This is a genomic window from Bacillus sp. DB-2 (genome assembly GCF_003315125.1).
Classification (GTDB): domain Bacteria; phylum Bacillota; class Bacilli; order Bacillales; family Bacillaceae_G; genus Bacillus_A; species Bacillus_A mycoides.
Genome location: NZ_QNRN01000020.1, coordinates 26,380 through 42,340 on the forward strand (window position 1 = coordinate 26,380; position 15,961 = coordinate 42,340).

Consider the following 15,961-nt stretch of genomic DNA (forward strand, 5'->3'; position numbering starts at 1 on the left):
CTCGATAAATAAAATTTGTACAGCATTTCTTTATAGTGCCATAGTCTTACGTTATTGACAAGCCTACCTGGAATTCTCATTTTTTATTGTATTTTACAAAATTTCAATTAGTATGGTGTTTGTTTACTAATAGTTTTCTCTTCTTGTTACATATCCTTTCTCATAAATAAAAAGAAGAATCTTCATTAGACTCTTCTTTTTGCGATACATCATTATCTATTTATATTAATACCAGGCATTTTCTTCAATATAAAATTGATACTCTTCTGCTTCTTCATTTAACTTTTTATCGTTTAAATAAATTTCTTTCCATTCAAATCTCTGTTTATCTAAATACACAGCGAACTTAACCTTTACATCCCTTTTTTTCTCATAATCATAACCAGTAAATTCTACTATATCAAAACGTCCTTCTTTTTTTACATACGTCCATTTTGGATCATCAGTAAAAACTTCCAATGTAATCCCTTCATCACTTAAACGAATTACATCTTTTATATTCGGTTCCGTCGGTAAATACGATAACCCGTAACCAGCTGCACCAAATACTACAAATAATAACGCATTTAATCCAAGCATACTCCCAACATGAGTGCCACCCTTTGTTTGGAAGTAATAATTGTGTTGTGCATCAGATAACTCTTTTGCCTTATGTAAAACGCGAACTGTATGCTTGTAATATAAACGATTCCCTTGCCATCCAGTAAATAGCATAGTTCCGAAATAAACAATAAAATCGATCCACATCGGGATATCTATAAAAACAGAGGTAATTAAAGTAGGAACTCCTACTAATGCAATAATAATAAATAATTTATACATTTTGCGATAAGCTAACCAGAATAATGGGAAGAAAAAGGCTATCCAGTTCCAACTATTTCCCTTCTCGGGATCTTTTGCTTTCCCCCACTTAAAGTCGTAATATGCAGTATTATTTCTCACAACTTTATGTAACTCTTTAGGAGCTATCGCTTCCTGTAAAACAGTGTCCTTCACGTACATCATCCTTCTCTTATTTCTATATAACTTTATTGTATATCTATAAAAAGAAGGAATCTAACAAAAAATAGTTATATTTCATAAAAATGAACAAAAATCGAATACATTCCGACAATTATCCATTCTATATTCCATTTTACTATTAAATATATTAGAATACTCATATATAAGACATTTAATACACTATGTTAAACATCTTGTATATTCACAAAAAAGGATGTATCAAAATCATTTTGACACACCCTTCTCCTATTAAACTACTATTGTAATATGACCTAGCCTAAAATCTCGACTTAAGAGACTTCACAAATTAGCTTTCTACTATTTCAAACATATTTCCACTTACACAACTAATGAATAATCTATCATTAACTTCCTCAATTGATACAATAAAATCCACTTCAACTACATTTTTAGGCAGTTTAATTATACCTTTCGTTTCGCCAGATTTTGAAGTGAGAGTCTTACTGCCCGTTAATGCGGGATAAACATCAAAAAGAATAGTCTATTGCATAATGTTTCACATGAAACTATCCATTCCATGACTCCTGTACTAGCTGTCGTTCCAATATTACAAGAAAAAGCATTTTTACTTCTTACCTGTTTCTCTTTCTACAACTTAAAACAGTACGAACAAGCTAATCGCTACTTACAGCAATACTTGCATTGTGCTGTGTATCTTAATAACGAAGAAAGAGAAACAGTATTCTTTCATGAAGTTGATATGTATATGAAAAAACTAGTAGAAAACGCAATATAACTTCACATTGTGCTTTCTACTAGTGCTTTATATTCCTCTTGTAACTTTTTAAATTGTTCTTCATACTTTTGCATCTTCACCGCATCCGTTTTCGAATTAAGGAATGGTCTTCTTTTCCCAATCACCATTATATTTTTCCCTTCTATTGCATCGTTCATATATACGTAAGGTTTAAAAAACTTACATTCCGTATATGGCAATGCTACAGATAATTTTGCATACTCTTCCACTTTAAATTGATTAGATAAACTTAACTCTCGCAAATTTTTTAATTGTATTAAAGGTTCTAACGAATCATCTTTAACCTTTAAGTTCATAAGGGTAAGCTTTTTCAAATGTTGTAATGCAGCGAGTGGTTGTAAAGTTTGTACTTTCATCGTTGTATTTATCCCACCACCCATGTAAAAGGTATTGAGTTGCGGACACTTACTTAAAGCAGTTAAATCTTCTAGCTTAGAAAAATCATTAATTAGTAAGGATTTGAGTTTTTTATTATACGCAATATCCCATAACGTCTTCGCTTTTGTATTCCAGCACATATACAACTGTTGTAAATCAGATAATTTTTGAAGGCTACTTAAATCCTCGACCCTCATTTCGTAAACGTACAATATATTTGGACGAGCGTACGTAAGAATATGCTCAAATTGCTTTTGATTTACTGCGAAAACCCATAACTTCTTAACTTGTAAAGATGCTAATTGTTCTATATTTTTCGTTTTCCCATCAATCGCTAGTTCTTCTAAATTACCAGCTATACTTGCTAAATCTTTCGTAATCTTCGGTTGCTCACCAATTGGAAACATTTTATCCCCTCCTACAACGCCCAAGTAATATTCATTTCTTCAAATGACTCCTTACTTACTTCCAACCCTTCGCCATCATCCGTTCCAATCATCGCTACTTCTTCTTTAGACAACATGATTTTCTCGTTTGGATTTTTGATTTTTTTCTCATACACTAATTGTAAAAGATCGATTTGTTCCTCTGTCAGTTCATACTCTTCTTCCAATCTTTCAATTGCTGATTCCGTATCAAGTAATGGGATTTCTAATAAGAATCCACCGTGTTCTTCCATCTCTTCAAATGAATCAATTGAATATGTACCGCTATCCTCAATCCAAAATGCTGTCGTAATGAAAGGAACTGTTTCGCCTTCTACTTCTTCTAATACGTATTGAAGTGCTTCTTCTTTAGCAATTTCTATCACTTCCGAAGGTGCCTCTTCAAAATAAGTTGCCGCATCAATCCACTCGTCAATTCTCTCACTATTCACATCTTGAAGACATACGATTGTGTACTTCGGATGAAAGGTAATTGTACCTCTTCCGCCTTGACTATCTTGCACACTATAGTTAAAACCATCCCACGAACTTTCATGTGAGAAATCAGGAGCATGTGCTACAAAAATTGCATCTGCAATCGATTTTAAAATACATCCTTTCCATAGTTGTTCTTTGTCTATATGTAATTTATATTTACTCATCATCTTCCCCCATACACATATTTTTTCTATTATCTTTCCTCTACATAATACTTGTAAAGCCTTTTCTACCTACTACAAAATAGGAAAGACGCCCTTTTCAAAAAGGCGTCTTTTTATAGTTGAAAATTCAATAGTAAATAAAATGAATTGTTTAACACATGAATTCCAATTGGAACGAGTAAATTATTTGTTTTCTTATATGTGTAGGCTAAACATACACCTATACCAAAAATATATAACATGCTACCTAAAGTAAGTGGATGACCTAAAGTAAATATAAAAGCACTTATAACAATACTAGTAAGTGTAGAGAAGCGCTGAGATAATTTCGTGAAAAATATCCCCCGAAATAAAAGTTCTTCCCAAATCGGTGCAAAAATGGTGAGTACAACTACGTATAAAATGATTTCACTTATAGTAGGCTCTATTACTATATTTGACTCATCCACACTAAGCCCATGTGGTAAAACTAAATTTAATACCGCAAGATATATAAGCAGTATGATCATCGTCATTACTATCGTTACATAATGTTTAAAATTATTGAACTGTAGTGATTTTACTAACTGTAAACAATAATTTCTTACTGGTGCATACATTACAATAATCGCACAAAACGTGAAGGGTGGAATAAGATGGTCTACATACCATGGATATAATGAGGAGTCATATAAAAAGTTCAAAAAACCCATTCCATGCATTACCCCAAAAGTAATTATTATAATGCTAATTACTTCGAGCATACTCATTTGTATATTCTTTTCTTCATATGTAGCTAATTCTGTGTTCATCCTATCCCCTCCAGTATAATTAAACCTTTTAAACCATTATATACCAATTTTAACACAAAAACAGACGATACAATTTACTGTATCGTCTGTTTTTCCCTACCATTTCTCTCTACATGTTTCAATTAGATGCAGCAAATACCGCTTCGTCATATCAGCCCTCCTCCAAATAGAGAGCTTGCGCTTTCCCTTTGGATTATTTCGCATTCGCTCTACCTCTTTTAATAAAGGCTCCCATTCTTTCGCTGAACGTTCTAATAAGTATTGCAATCCTCTATCTTTTGAAACAATTGTTTTATGATCTAACGTATATAAAATACGTCCCATCGTAACGACAGCTGATTCTACCCATTCTTCTATGAAAAATAAATAGGGACGCTTCGCTTTTTCACTCCAGTAATGTTCTACGTTATATTTCATTGTATTTACTACATCGTCCCATTTTATTTGAAAGGGAAGGTCTTCCGCTTCTTTCCCGATAATTGTAATGCCTTGATTTTTCAATGTCCACCATGTGACCGCATTAATGTCCCAATAACCACTCTCCGCTTTCCCCTCTGCACAATACACGTACTCATTCATTTCATGATTGTATTTCCCTAAATCAGCAAGCGGAATATACATACCATCCATTCTTTTACCTAACGTACTTTTACTAATTTTTTTATGCAGTTCTATAATTTGTTGTTTTTCAGCTCCATTCACGGAATCACTTATTACCGTAACAAAATCAACATCGCTCGTTTCTATATGAAATGCTCCTAACGCGATTGATCCGTAAATATATACCCCGACTATTTTTTCATCCGAAAAAATTCCTTTTAATTCTACTATGTACTGCTCCATTAATTGCTTTACTTCTTCTGGTAAAGCATGTTTTATTCCATTCTCCACATCTATCCCTCCAATAAAAAAAGCCTTCGCAAATTCGCAAAGGCTTCATGCTTTATAAATATTTCTCGATTTCTTCATAAACATCCTTCAAACGTGGATTTCCTTCTCCAACGATTTCACCATTTACAAGAACGACTGGATAAAATAAATCTTCCTCCACTACTCGCTCTGCGAATACTTTTTTATCTTCATCTTCTTGTTCTTCTTGAAAATCAATATACTCAAACTTAAATTTATTTTCTTGTCCTTCATATTTACGACCAATCGCCGCTTGTAACCACTCAAACGTTTCTGTTGAAGATGGCATTCCGACGCAACTCGCACAAATCACTTTCGTCCCATACACTTGCACATTAAGCATTTCTTCTCCCCCACTTCTTGCTCTAACAGTATATTCAGATACCTTAGTACACAAGCACATCATTTTACAAACTTATTCCATACCCCTATACTGAAAAAACACGTTGTACACACGATATAATATTTTGACAATAAAACAAGAAGAGAAAAAATAGATTTTCCCCTCTATCTTGATTATAATAAAACTGATGAAAGGAGTCGATAAAAATGGAAAACCCACATATGCAAGAACAAGTACTAGAGGTATTAGATAAATTACGTCCATTCTTACTTCGCGATGGCGGAGACGTTGAATTAGTAGACATTGAAGAAGGTATCGTAAAATTACGCCTTATGGGTGCATGCGGAAGCTGCCCAAGTTCTACAATCACACTAAAAGCTGGTATCGAACGTGCACTACTTGAAGAAGTACCAGGCGTTATTGAAGTAGAACAAGTATTTTAATTTAAAAGCGGCGGTGGCTCGTTCAGCTCTGACTGGCTAAGATTCTTTCGCATAGAAGGCGCTTTTTGCCTCACAGGAAGGCGCGAAATGGCCCACTGTTCTAGCCGCTGGAGCTAGACATTATCTAAAAGCGGAAGCGGCTCGTTCAGAATCGCTTCCTAGAAAGAGACCCAAATGGGTCTCTTTTTTTATTCAAATAACACTTCCCCTTTAACATCATAAAACAAAATTGGAAATCCTTCTCAAAAAGTGCGATAATTAATACTATAGAATCGTTCACACATATACAGAAAAAAACATAGGGGGACGACACATGCCAAGAATGGGGAACACTTTCTTAACAATTCAAGAACTAGAAAAGAAAAAAGAGTATTTATTAGACCTTTCATCCGTTATACCAACATGGAATGCAAGTTATCAATTTTTATTTAAAGAAATCCAGCAAGAATTATTGAGTAAAGTAAATGAAAAAATCGAAAGACATCAATTCATTTTAAATATATGTGCAGATCAACAGGTAGGGGCATAATGTATTACATACAATTGTGATATATAAAAAAGAGACCTCACCCGGTCTCTTTTTTCATTTTAAGATAGCCAATCTAATTTCCTAATGCCTAACTTATCAACAGGTAAACGAAATGACTCGTAAAAATGATTCATAAATTGCTCAGTGCGCTTCACATCATGTAAAATGATTTCTAAACGGGCTCTATATATGCCTTTTTGTTCTTCGTTTCCTGTTTGATAATATTGTTCAACCGTTTCAAAGTAATGAAGCGGGAACAGAAGCCTTGCGAATAATAAGCGCCAACCAAATGAAGAGAGCGAATAATTACGTTCATAATCTGTAATGAATTGAACTACCGTTTGCTCCCAATCTTTCTTTTTTTCTATCATCATATAGCGAATACATTCTGCTATATCTCTACTTGGGTGATCATATACCCAATCAAAAGGAAGTTTTAAACGCTTCGTTTGCTGCCATAATAAAGGTGTAAATCGTTCTTGGCAAATTGTTGCTGCGTCAGTTATTTGTGGTGTATCGTCCATTTCTGTATCGACAACATATTGAATTGCATTTTCTGCAACTCCTAAGTAATACGGGAAGGATTCAATAAACAATTGATCGAATACGTCTGAAGGATGGTTCATCACTTGCGATTGCCAAAACCTTTCTAATTGGTCGAGCCTTTTTTCCCATAATGCTTTCCATTCACCAATGCGGCTTAATTGCTCAACTTCTTCTGGAAAGAATGCGCCACGTTTATGGAATATAGAAAGCTCACTTCCTAATGATGTAGCATGTCGCTCTAACATACGCATACCTTTTAATAAGCAGTAATTTTTTTCTTCTATCTCACTTACATAGTAGCCGTGTATAGTCGGAACGAAAGTCGAAACAGTTATATCCCCTTGCTGGTTCATATAATCACTGAGCTTTTTCATCTCTACAAGTACTTCTTCCTCCATTTCTCCAATTGGAACAAGTACATAAATTTTGTTGCGAATCCAAAAGCTTTTATAGGGGCCAAGGGGGATTAATTCTTTAATATGCATGTGATAATGCTCATAAATATGCTGAATCATCGCAGTCGCCACCTATGGTTTTTCTTTATATATATGAGCTTGTGCTCGCCTTTCATTCCTATGCACATGATAAAGCAACGAAACGTATACAAATACTAAAAAGAAAAAAAGGTGATAAACATGAAAGACTCAAATCAACTACAAGAAAGAGCATTACAACTATTACAAGAGCGCGGTGTAACAATTGACGATATTGCTGATCTTGTTCATTTTCTTCAAAAGAAATACCATGCAAATTTAGAGATGTCAGAATGTCGCTATAACGTTGAGCGTGTACTATCAAAACGAGAAGTACAAAACGCTCTTATTACAGGCATTGAACTTGATGTCCTCGCTGAAAAAGGACTATTAAGTCAACCGTTACAAGATATCGTAAAACGCGATGAAGGACTATATGGAATCGATGAAGTCATCGCACTTTCAATCGTTAACGTGTACGGCTCTATCGGTTTCACGAACTTTGGATATATCGATAAATTAAAGCCAGGTATTTTAGAATACTTAAATGATAAATCAACTGGAAAAGTTCACACATTCCTTGATGATATTGTTGGCGGAATCGCTGCCGCTGCTTCAAGTCGTTTAGCGCACCGTGCTGAGCATTCGGAATAACGTATCTAGGCCGTCAGTTTCATACTGACGGTCTTTCATATTCCATCAGCATAAACTCTCTTCCACGGCTCAAAAAAAGAGGTCCTACTTGAAATCCAATGTTTTTATACAGCCTAATCGCTCTCTTATTGAATGTCGCTACACTCAGTCGAAACATTTTCGAATTCAATTCCTCAGTAGCAAATGCTATTCCCGCTTGAAAAAATATTTCCCCCATCCCTTTCCCTGTTAACTCCGGCTTCATTCCAAGCCCAATATCTACTACATCTTCTCCCCTATATAAATTAGCATCTCTTCCCCCTGGCACTTGTGCATTTTCTCCAAAACAAAAATAGCCGATGAATTCTCCATTCTCTCCGCAACAACCGTAATATGTTCCATCTAGCAACTCTTCTATTACTTCAGCATCTCCTGAAAAGCTATATAAAGTATACGGTTCATCGTACGTCCACGTACTTATTTCGTTTGCTTCTTCTTCTGTTAACTTATGTATATCCATTCATCTCGCTCCTTATCAAATACTCTACTAATCTATATGTATTTACTCATTCATTTTCCAAACTTGATTCTCCTCTAATCGTAATATGCATAGTTACATACGCACACCCCTTTAAAAAATGCTACAATTTATTCGAATCGCTGTTGCTACACTTCTTGATTAAAGAAAAGACGTTAAAACGGAAATTAGCGTCTTATCAAACTCAAGCAATTGACACATTTTGTCATCATGAAAGACACTCGAAAGAGTGTCTTTTTTTCTATACCTGAGCAGGACCTGCTCATTTACAAAATTAATGCATAAATTAATATAACTCTTAAACGCATTATTCCCTTTCTATACGTTGCAGCGTTCGTTGCGACAGATTCGGATAATAAAAAGCACTCCAGCCAGAGTGCTTTTTACTTTCAAACAAGGAGGTTACATATATGGATAGTACTCTTGTATTTAACTTTGGCATTGGTATTGTTATCATTTTATTCGTCTTTTTTGTACTTTGTATGAGCGGGATATAGTAATCTTTTATGCTGATAACTCCTTTAAAGTATCACTCAATTTAAACTTTCTTAATTGTAATGAAGCAATCATTGCTGCTCCTGCTCCGAGTATAATGCTAGCTAGTGCCAATATTAAAACTTGATTATACGGAATGATAATAACCGTTAACTCTAAGCTTGATAACACAATATAACTAAATACAATTCCACCTAAAACCCCAATACAACCAGCTATCGCTCCAAGTAAAGTGCCCTCTAATAAAACAATCCGTCTCATTTGCTTCGGAATAGCTCCTACCGCACGAATCATACTAATTTCAGCACGTCTTTCATGTAAACTTGAGACAATCGCATTCATTAACCCTATACCAGAAATAATAAAAACAATTACAACTAACAAGCGAATTAACATCATCATTTGCGATAATAACTGCTCTTGTTCTTTCAATAAATCATAACTGTTTATAACTTCTACATTCTCTTTATTATTTGTAATTTCTTTTACTTGCTTCTTAATCGCTTCAAATGATTGATTCGAATTTGTCATAATTTGAATCGCTTCATATCCTTGTACGTGAAACTTATCGCGAGCCCATTGTTCATTTACAAAAACATCTAATCCTCTTAACCTTAATCCTTGCTCAATAATCGAAACGACTTTAATCGTTTGTTTTTCTTTCCCTTTTCCTTGTACTTCAATCGTATCATGCAACTGAAGTCCTAAATTTTTAGCCACTTCCTTCGTAATGACTCCCTCACCATCTTGTAATGGCTTACTTAAAGTTTGCCCTGCAATCACTTTCGCCTTTGTCACTTTCTGATACGCTACAATATCGTTACCGACAACTTCCATTGAATCGTAGTTCAAATTGTTTTTTTTCGCAAATTCATACCATTCTTGATTAGCTTGTTTAAAGTCATAATTTACAAGTTTTGCTGTAAAGTCAGTAGCATTCCCAACACTTGATTCCACACCATCAATTTTTCTAACCTTCTCCATCCAACTAAACGGTAATGTTTCTATTCCTTGCGACTCTACCTGAATTCTTATTACTAAGTCCGCTGGTAAATGTTTTTGTAATCCTTTTTTCATACCTTCATACATAGAATTTACATACATCGTTCCAACAAGCGCTAACATAAAACCAAATGCTAATATAGCAACCGACACAGCTGCCTTATTCCGATAACGAATTACATTCCGGCTACTAATCGTCGTTTCAATTCGTAATATCATTTGAAACGGTTTTGCAATCACTGGTGCTATCATACGAATAAAGAACGGAATTGCAAATAACAAACCAACTGCAAATAACAGCGCTCCTATCGCACTTGGATTAAAACCGATATACTGCTCTAATACGTTACCTGCAAGTCCAATAACAGTACCAATGATTAAGATGCTAAGGCTAAAAGCACTCCATCTCTTTTCTTTTTTCTCATTACTAGGAAGACCTGGGCGAAGTGCTTGAACTGGTGGAATCTTTCTAACCATGAAAGCTGGTATAATGGCCCCTATGATAGACATAACAATCCCTAATAAAAAAGTAATGAGTAAAATCTCACCTGAAATCGAGAATGATGCTTTCCCTGCCCCCTCAATATTCACCCATTTATTAATGAATGATGCGGCGATTGTTTGCGTACCTACCCCAAGAATAACCCCTGCTAGCGATCCGATTGCGCCGATACATAAAGCCTCTAATAAAACGACCAATATAATTTGATTTGGGTTACTACCGAGTGCACGTAATAATGCCCACTGCTTAAATCGACTTCTAACAGATAAGAAGAAACTTCCCATTATTAAAAGAGCTACAACAAATAAAGCAATACCACCTAAACTAAAAATTAACGGCTTCATTACATTTAGTCGTTCAAACGCCTTATCCACATACGTACGTTGATCTACCTTTATATTTTCTATCTTCTTATTTACATCAAGAGCAATTGCTCTTTTCACATTTACATCGGCTGTTTTCACTTGAACGAGATTGAATTGATTTGGTAGATTTAATTCTTTTTGAAGCCAATGGATTGGAAAATAAGCACTATGCCCCATCGCTGCCATTAACGGCGGATTTAAAATGCCGACGACTTTCACATTCTTTTCTCCATGCTGCGGGAATGGCAATTTAATCGTATCTCCTACCCGTATATTTTCACGGTCTGTATACCCTTTTGTCAGTGCTACTTCAGCCCCTTCTTTCGGATATCGACCTTCTAACACTTTATAAGAGTGCATTTCTGGAGAATCTTGCTCAACACCCCAATAGGACGGTTTTCCCGATAATTCTTTATAATGTGGAAAAGGATATGGTATAAGTACTTTTGATATTTTTTCAGCATTTTCTAAGCCATCTATTCCTTTTAGACTTTCATTATTTAAATACACATCATTTTTTATATAACCAAATTGTAAATTATAATCTCCATACCGGCTTACTACTTGTTCCTTCACACTTTTCTCTACTGATTGATTGCCTAGTAATAACATCGTCGCTAACATAACACCTAAAGCTGCACCGAGGGCAATCAACATATTTCGCAACCAATTTTGTTTCATCGATTTTATCGCATACTTAATTACCCATCGCATCACCTTTACCTCCTACTTTAAAGTGACGATTCATAATCTCTTGAATGTGGATAACTTGTTGCGGGATATTTCGAAATTTCCATCCTTTACTTTCAGCATATTCATGAATTACTTCACCATCTAATAAGAAAACAACTTTATCCGCATGGGCCGCTACGAACGGGTCGTGCGTTACAATGACAGCTGTTTGTCCTAACTCATCACACGCATTGCGCAGTGCCGCGATTATATTTTTACTATTTTCTGAATCTAACGCCCCTGTTGGTTCATCAGCTAATATAATAGCCGGCTCATTTGCAAAAGCTCTTGCGATCGCAACCCTTTGCTGTTGCCCGCCTGATAACTGCGCTGGTAAATGTTTTTCTTTTCCCTTTAGCCCGACGAGATCTAATAAACGAGTTGCTGTCACCGTGGCCTTCTTTTGTGAGACATTATCTAACAGTAACGGCAATCCTACATTTTCCTCCGCACTAAACACTGGAATCAAATTAAACTGCTGAAAAATAAAACCGATTTTATGCCTTCTAAATAAAGCGAGCTCTTTTTCTTTTAATGTTGATATCTCTGTACCATCAACTCGAATACTACCTACCGACGGAATATCTAATCCACCTAACAACTGAAGTAAGGTCGTTTTACCCGATCCACTTGCCCCCATAATACAGACGAAATCTCCTTTTTGAATTTGAAGATTAATGCCTTTTAATATTTTTACTTTACTATCCCCAATATCAAACGATTTTTCTAACCCTTCAATTTCAATAATATTCATCCCTATATCCCCTTCTCTCTCTATTTACCAATCTATATATTCTATTCAAAAATGCAAAATCCCTACTATTTTGTATTTTTTTGTCACATACTAACATTTATATTAACCGGCAGTAAGTGCCCGATTAGTGTGAGCAAATAATCAGTGCGGGATGGACACCCCACCTATTAAAATTTCACTTTATTTCTCACGTCAGAAAAGTTGACTCTCGCAACGGAAGTAACCATAATAATTACACGAATATATAAAAACTATTCACATATCCACAAATAGGAGGAAGAACAATGAAACATGTGATCGTTTATGCACACCCGAATACAGAAAGCTTCAACCATGCAATTTTAGAAACTGTAAAAAGTGAATTAGAAGGAAAAGGTCATGAAGTACGCGTTCGTGATTTATACGAATTAAACTTCAATCCAGTATTAGGTGCTTCCGATTTCATCTCATTTTCCCAAGGAAACACACCAGAAGATATTAAAGAAGAACAAAAGCATATCTCTTGGGCTGATAGTATTACATTCATTTACCCAGTTTGGTGGGCAGGTCTTCCTGCTATTTTAAAAGGATACGTTGACCGTGTATTTAGCCACGGCTTCGCTTATGCTTACGGTGAGAATGGTATCGAAAAGTTATTAAGCAGTAAAAAAGGATTGTTATTATCTACGATGGGAAATTCGAAAGAAGTATACACAGCAGGCGGTATGTTTGATGCAATGAAAAAAACAACTGATGCTGGTATTTTTGAATTTACAGGCATTGAAACACTGGAGCATACATTCTATACAAGTGTTCCTTCTGTGGATGACAGTGTGCGTAAACACTATCTTGAAGAAGTAAAAGAAGTTGTGAATCGCGTATTTTAATAAAAAAACTCCGGTTATAACTACCGGAGTTTTTATTTCATCATCAATTTCGGAATATATCTTTGAAGAATGCTTTCTAATTCATTCATATCTTCCTGTCTAATAAGTAAATTCACATTATCATTCATTTTTTCTCGCCCGCGATATAAAAATATATTTTCTTTTGGATTTTCCCATGTTGATGTTTTATAGCCTTTTAATTCTTCGTATGAATAATAGTTCAATCCGTCTATTACACCTTTTTCATATATTTGTACACTTTTAATAAGATTGATCGCTATTAAAATCATAAAACAACTTGCTACAGCATAACTACCTGACTGAATGAGAAACTGTTCAAATGTACCAATATCACCACTTACGTACTGAGCATATATATACATACATTGTCCGATAAAGTACGCTGGTCCAAGTAAGGCAATCCAACGTCGTTTCACCCGAGGATATGCTGCAATAAGCTTTCCCGCGCTTTTTTTCATTTCATTTATTTTATATATCTTCCATAGAACAAAGAATAAAACACATAATGTAAAAATAAACATAATACATGACATCCAGTACACTCTTATTTTCCCCCTTCACATCATTACATATAAATTTTACATTTTAAATCCCTATAGTACATATGCAATTGTGCATAAAAAAACAGGCAACCTCTTCCGGTTACCTGCCTTTCATTACATCTTCTCAATCCACTCCGTCAAGTTGTGCACAACTTGCGTCGGTTGTACTTCATATTCTGTTAACTTGTCCACAGTTGTTACTCCAGTGTGGACAAGAAGGGTATGCATACTAGCATTTATCCCCGCTAAAATATCTGTATCGTAGTTATCCCCAACCATTAAAGCTTCTTCTTTTCCTATGCCAAGCACTTTTAACGCTTGTTCCATAATGATTGATTCTGGTTTACCAATAAAGATTGGGTCCACACCTGTTGATACTGCAACAACTGATGTTAATGAACCGTTACCTGGTAATAATCCGCGCTCAGTTGGAATTGCGATATCCCCATTTGTTGAAATAAACGTTGCACCGTTACGCACAGCAAGACATGCTTTTGCTAATTTTTCATATGTGATATCGCGATCTAAACCAACAATGACGAAATCAGGATTTTCATCCACAAGTTCAAATCCCTTTTCCACAAGAGCAGCGTGTAAGCCCTCTTCACCAATCATATATACAGTCGCATCTTGTTTACGCTCATAAATAAAGTTCGCTGTAGCCATACTCGTTGTGAATACTTGCTCCGCTTTCGCTGGAATATCGAAACGAACAAGCTTTTCTGCAACTTGTTCTGGTTTACGAGTTGAGTTATTTGTAACGAATAAATATGGAATACCGCGTTCTCCTAATGCTTTTACGAAATCGCTTGCTTCTTCAATTTGTTCTTCACCACGATACATTGTACCGTCTAAGTCAATTAAATAACCTTTATACATCTATTTGTCTCTCCTTCTATGCTAACGTTCTCATCTATCATACCACTCTTATATTAACCCCTTTTTCAAAAGAAAAAAACGCTTTACCTTAAAGCGTCCCATAACGTTCATTTTTTCTCTTTTATTTGGTACGAACAATTACAATCGCCCACGCACATGTTTGCTAACGTCTTCACATTTGCATCTGCAAATAACCGCTTATACATCTCTTTTTCATCTTCACACACTTGCGGGAATCTCTCTGCAATTTCCTTTAACGGACAGTTTTGCTTTTCAAATATGAAAGAATGCTCCCCATCTCGCTTTATTTGAACCATATAACCGTTTCTCTCTTGCATAGCAGCTACTTCTTGAACTTTATACGCTAAATTGCTTTGATTACTTATCCTCTTTTGCAACTGTTCTTCCATTCGTTTCGTTCTCGCTTGCAAGACGTGACGCAGCATTTTTTCATCGCCCATTCGAGCCAAATCTTCTAGCATATCAATAGCAAATTGCTTATATTCTTTCGGGAATGTATCTTCTCCCTTTTGACTTAATCCATACAAATATGTTGGTCGTCCGACATGCTGTCTTACCATCTTTGAATAGATTAGCTCATCATTTTCTAGTTTACTTAAATGTCGACGAATCGCCATCTCTGTAATTTCTAAAGCTTCGGCTAATTCTGCTACAGTATGCTCTCCTTTTATCTTCAGTAATTGTACAATCTCTTCTCTCGTAGTACGTGCTTCCCCCATAGCTCACCCTTCTCCCTTTTCTTTCTCCTATACAATATAAGATCCCCAAAGGAATTCCCGGGGATCTTATAAGCACAATTATTCTGGTACAAATGCAGATACAGGTCCTAATTCCTTTTCTAAATAACTGTGAATATTCGCTGGGTATTTCTCTACCACGGCGATATGTTTTTGAATCGTCTTATATAATTCATCATGATTCATTTGAATATAATCTTGCGTAAGCATTTTTCGAAGAAGAATAATTTCTTTAATATGCGCTCCCTCTTCTCCACTTATAACTCTCTCGTCCATTAAAATATCAATAATATCTTCGTAACTTCCTGGATCGCGCATAATAAATCCATCAATCATCGCATTTCCTACATCTAATATACAATCGATAATAAGATGCGCCATGCGCTCTAATGCGTAAAATTCAAACTCGGTTTCATATGCCTTTTTCTCTTGAAATGTATTTGTTGCTTGTTCTAAACATACTAGCATTTGTTCTATTTTTTTTCTGTCTACGAAGTACATGAATGTCACCTACCTGGAAATTAAAGCATTTACATTTTAATTGTAACGCTTTCTTCTGAAAAAATCGACAATTTTTCGAATTCACCTTTTCCTC

18 protein-coding genes and 1 pseudogene are annotated in these 15,961 nt (G+C 35.2%); 5 read left to right on the forward strand and 14 right to left on the reverse strand.

What is annotated here, in order from left to right:
* Positions 1–225: 225 nt before the first annotated feature.
* Complete coding sequence (locus tag DET63_RS26830; protein ID WP_113938399.1) at positions 226–996, reverse strand: DUF2628 domain-containing protein; 771 nt, start codon at positions 994–996, stop codon at positions 226–228.
* Positions 997–1,483: 487 nt separating this feature from the next.
* Between DET63_RS26830 and DET63_RS26835 the strand changes: the two are divergent.
* Positions 1,484–1,759 (forward strand): annotated as a pseudogene (locus DET63_RS26835) (DUF4304 domain-containing protein); the annotation flags it as partial.
* Positions 1,760–1,761: 2 nt separating this feature from the next.
* Here DET63_RS26835 and DET63_RS26840 read toward each other — a convergent pair.
* The 5 genes from DET63_RS26840 to DET63_RS26860 form a co-directional block, all read right to left on the reverse strand.
* The gene (locus tag DET63_RS26840) at positions 1,762–2,565 is read right to left on the reverse strand and encodes a leucine-rich repeat domain-containing protein (protein WP_113938369.1); all 804 of its coding nucleotides are present in this window, start codon (positions 2,563–2,565) and stop codon (positions 1,762–1,764) included.
* A gap of 11 nt (positions 2,566–2,576) precedes the next feature.
* Complete coding sequence (locus DET63_RS26845; protein WP_113938370.1) at positions 2,577–3,245, reverse strand: hypothetical protein; 669 nt, start codon at positions 3,243–3,245, stop codon at positions 2,577–2,579.
* Positions 3,246–3,358: 113 nt separating this feature from the next.
* A complete protein-coding gene (locus DET63_RS26850) occupies positions 3,359–4,036 on the reverse strand; it encodes a CPBP family intramembrane glutamic endopeptidase (RefSeq protein WP_002139312.1) in 678 nt (225 codons plus the stop codon).
* Between the two features lie 96 nt (positions 4,037–4,132).
* On the reverse strand, positions 4,133–4,927 hold the full coding sequence (locus tag DET63_RS26855; protein ID WP_113938371.1) for a nucleotidyltransferase domain-containing protein: 795 nt from the start codon (positions 4,925–4,927) through the stop codon (positions 4,133–4,135).
* Between the two features lie 52 nt (positions 4,928–4,979).
* Positions 4,980–5,288, reverse strand: coding sequence for a YuzD family protein (locus DET63_RS26860; protein ID WP_113938372.1), 309 nt, complete (start codon positions 5,286–5,288; stop codon positions 4,980–4,982).
* A gap of 206 nt (positions 5,289–5,494) precedes the next feature.
* Here DET63_RS26860 and DET63_RS26865 point away from each other — a divergent pair, with 206 nt between their 5' ends.
* Both DET63_RS26865 and DET63_RS26870 read left to right on the forward strand, forming a co-directional pair.
* Positions 5,495–5,731 (forward strand): NifU family protein, encoded by a 237-nt coding sequence (locus DET63_RS26865; protein WP_000431159.1) that lies wholly within the window; start codon positions 5,495–5,497, stop codon positions 5,729–5,731.
* A 313-nt stretch (positions 5,732–6,044) separates the two neighbouring features.
* Positions 6,045–6,260 carry a hypothetical protein gene (locus DET63_RS26870; protein ID WP_001137788.1) on the forward strand — a complete coding sequence of 72 codons (216 nt, stop codon included), beginning with the start codon at positions 6,045–6,047 and terminating at the stop codon, positions 6,258–6,260.
* 59 nt (positions 6,261–6,319) lie between these two features.
* Here DET63_RS26870 and yutH read toward each other — a convergent pair whose 3' ends face one another.
* Positions 6,320–7,321: a spore coat putative kinase YutH gene (gene yutH, locus DET63_RS26875; RefSeq protein ID WP_113938373.1), complete on the reverse strand. Its 1,002-nt coding sequence runs from the start codon at positions 7,319–7,321 to the stop codon at positions 6,320–6,322.
* A gap of 120 nt (positions 7,322–7,441) precedes the next feature.
* On the opposite strand from yutH, the gene DET63_RS26880 reads away from it, so the two are divergent.
* Positions 7,442–7,933 carry a phosphatidylglycerophosphatase A family protein gene (locus tag DET63_RS26880; RefSeq protein ID WP_078179370.1) on the forward strand — a complete coding sequence of 164 codons (492 nt, stop codon included), beginning with the start codon at positions 7,442–7,444 and terminating at the stop codon, positions 7,931–7,933.
* 19 nt (positions 7,934–7,952) lie between these two features.
* On the opposite strand, the gene DET63_RS26885 is transcribed toward DET63_RS26880, so the two are convergent.
* The 3 genes from DET63_RS26885 to DET63_RS26900 all read right to left on the reverse strand — a co-directional run bounded on the left by DET63_RS26885 (position 7,953) and on the right by DET63_RS26900 (position 12,300).
* Positions 7,953–8,432, reverse strand: coding sequence for a GNAT family N-acetyltransferase (locus tag DET63_RS26885; RefSeq protein ID WP_002139308.1), 480 nt, complete (start codon positions 8,430–8,432; stop codon positions 7,953–7,955).
* 522 nt (positions 8,433–8,954) lie between these two features.
* The gene (locus DET63_RS26895; protein WP_113938374.1) at positions 8,955–11,528 is read right to left on the reverse strand and encodes an FtsX-like permease family protein; all 2,574 of its coding nucleotides are present in this window, start codon (positions 11,526–11,528) and stop codon (positions 8,955–8,957) included.
* Complete coding sequence (locus DET63_RS26900) at positions 11,512–12,300, reverse strand: ABC transporter ATP-binding protein (RefSeq protein WP_002139300.1); 789 nt, start codon at positions 12,298–12,300, stop codon at positions 11,512–11,514. The genes DET63_RS26895 and DET63_RS26900 overlap by 17 nt, the downstream gene beginning before the upstream one ends.
* A gap of 284 nt (positions 12,301–12,584) precedes the next feature.
* Here DET63_RS26900 and DET63_RS26905 point away from each other — a divergent pair, with 284 nt between their 5' ends.
* Complete coding sequence (locus DET63_RS26905) at positions 12,585–13,166, forward strand: NAD(P)H-dependent oxidoreductase (RefSeq protein WP_061673660.1); 582 nt, start codon at positions 12,585–12,587, stop codon at positions 13,164–13,166.
* Between the two features lie 32 nt (positions 13,167–13,198).
* Here DET63_RS26905 and DET63_RS26910 read toward each other — a convergent pair whose 3' ends face one another.
* The 4 genes from DET63_RS26910 to DET63_RS26925 form a co-directional block, all read right to left on the reverse strand.
* Complete coding sequence (locus DET63_RS26910; protein WP_002184742.1) at positions 13,199–13,729, reverse strand: hypothetical protein; 531 nt, start codon at positions 13,727–13,729, stop codon at positions 13,199–13,201.
* A gap of 114 nt (positions 13,730–13,843) precedes the next feature.
* Positions 13,844–14,608 (reverse strand): TIGR01457 family HAD-type hydrolase, encoded by a 765-nt coding sequence (locus tag DET63_RS26915; protein WP_002089349.1) that lies wholly within the window; start codon positions 14,606–14,608, stop codon positions 13,844–13,846.
* A 107-nt stretch (positions 14,609–14,715) separates the two neighbouring features.
* Positions 14,716–15,348 (reverse strand): helix-turn-helix transcriptional regulator, encoded by a 633-nt coding sequence (locus DET63_RS26920; protein WP_113938375.1) that lies wholly within the window; start codon positions 15,346–15,348, stop codon positions 14,716–14,718.
* 78 nt (positions 15,349–15,426) lie between these two features.
* Positions 15,427–15,867 (reverse strand): DUF86 domain-containing protein, encoded by a 441-nt coding sequence (locus tag DET63_RS26925; protein WP_113938376.1) that lies wholly within the window; start codon positions 15,865–15,867, stop codon positions 15,427–15,429.
* Positions 15,868–15,961 lie beyond the last annotated feature (94 nt).

What these genes read in the sequence shown, in the direction of transcription:
- DET63_RS26840 (WP_113938369.1), bottom strand. Translation starts at nt 2,565, where the DNA reads ATGTTTCCAATTGGTGAGCAACCGAAGATTACGAAAGATTTAGCAAGT.
- DET63_RS26845 (WP_113938370.1), bottom strand. Translation starts at nt 3,245, where the DNA reads ATGAGTAAATATAAATTACATATAGACAAAGAACAACTATGGAAAGGA.
- DET63_RS26850 (WP_002139312.1), bottom strand. Translation starts at nt 4,036, where the DNA reads ATGAACACAGAATTAGCTACATATGAAGAAAAGAATATACAAATGAGT.
- DET63_RS26860 (WP_113938372.1), bottom strand. Translation starts at nt 5,288, where the DNA reads ATGCTTAATGTGCAAGTGTATGGGACGAAAGTGATTTGTGCGAGTTGC.
- DET63_RS26865 (WP_000431159.1), top strand. Translation starts at nt 5,495, where the DNA reads ATGGAAAACCCACATATGCAAGAACAAGTACTAGAGGTATTAGATAAA.
- DET63_RS26870 (WP_001137788.1), top strand. Translation starts at nt 6,045, where the DNA reads ATGCCAAGAATGGGGAACACTTTCTTAACAATTCAAGAACTAGAAAAG.
- yutH (WP_113938373.1), bottom strand. Translation starts at nt 7,321, where the DNA reads ATGATTCAGCATATTTATGAGCATTATCACATGCATATTAAAGAATTA.
- DET63_RS26880 (WP_078179370.1), top strand. Translation starts at nt 7,442, where the DNA reads ATGAAAGACTCAAATCAACTACAAGAAAGAGCATTACAACTATTACAA.
- DET63_RS26885 (WP_002139308.1), bottom strand. Translation starts at nt 8,432, where the DNA reads ATGGATATACATAAGTTAACAGAAGAAGAAGCAAACGAAATAAGTACG.
- DET63_RS26895 (WP_113938374.1), bottom strand. Translation starts at nt 11,528, where the DNA reads ATGCGATGGGTAATTAAGTATGCGATAAAATCGATGAAACAAAATTGG.
- DET63_RS26900 (WP_002139300.1), bottom strand. Translation starts at nt 12,300, where the DNA reads ATGAATATTATTGAAATTGAAGGGTTAGAAAAATCGTTTGATATTGGG.
- DET63_RS26905 (WP_061673660.1), top strand. Translation starts at nt 12,585, where the DNA reads ATGAAACATGTGATCGTTTATGCACACCCGAATACAGAAAGCTTCAAC.
- DET63_RS26915 (WP_002089349.1), bottom strand. Translation starts at nt 14,608, where the DNA reads ATGTATAAAGGTTATTTAATTGACTTAGACGGTACAATGTATCGTGGT.
- DET63_RS26920 (WP_113938375.1), bottom strand. Translation starts at nt 15,348, where the DNA reads ATGGGGGAAGCACGTACTACGAGAGAAGAGATTGTACAATTACTGAAG.
- DET63_RS26925 (WP_113938376.1), bottom strand. Translation starts at nt 15,867, where the DNA reads ATGTACTTCGTAGACAGAAAAAAAATAGAACAAATGCTAGTATGTTTA.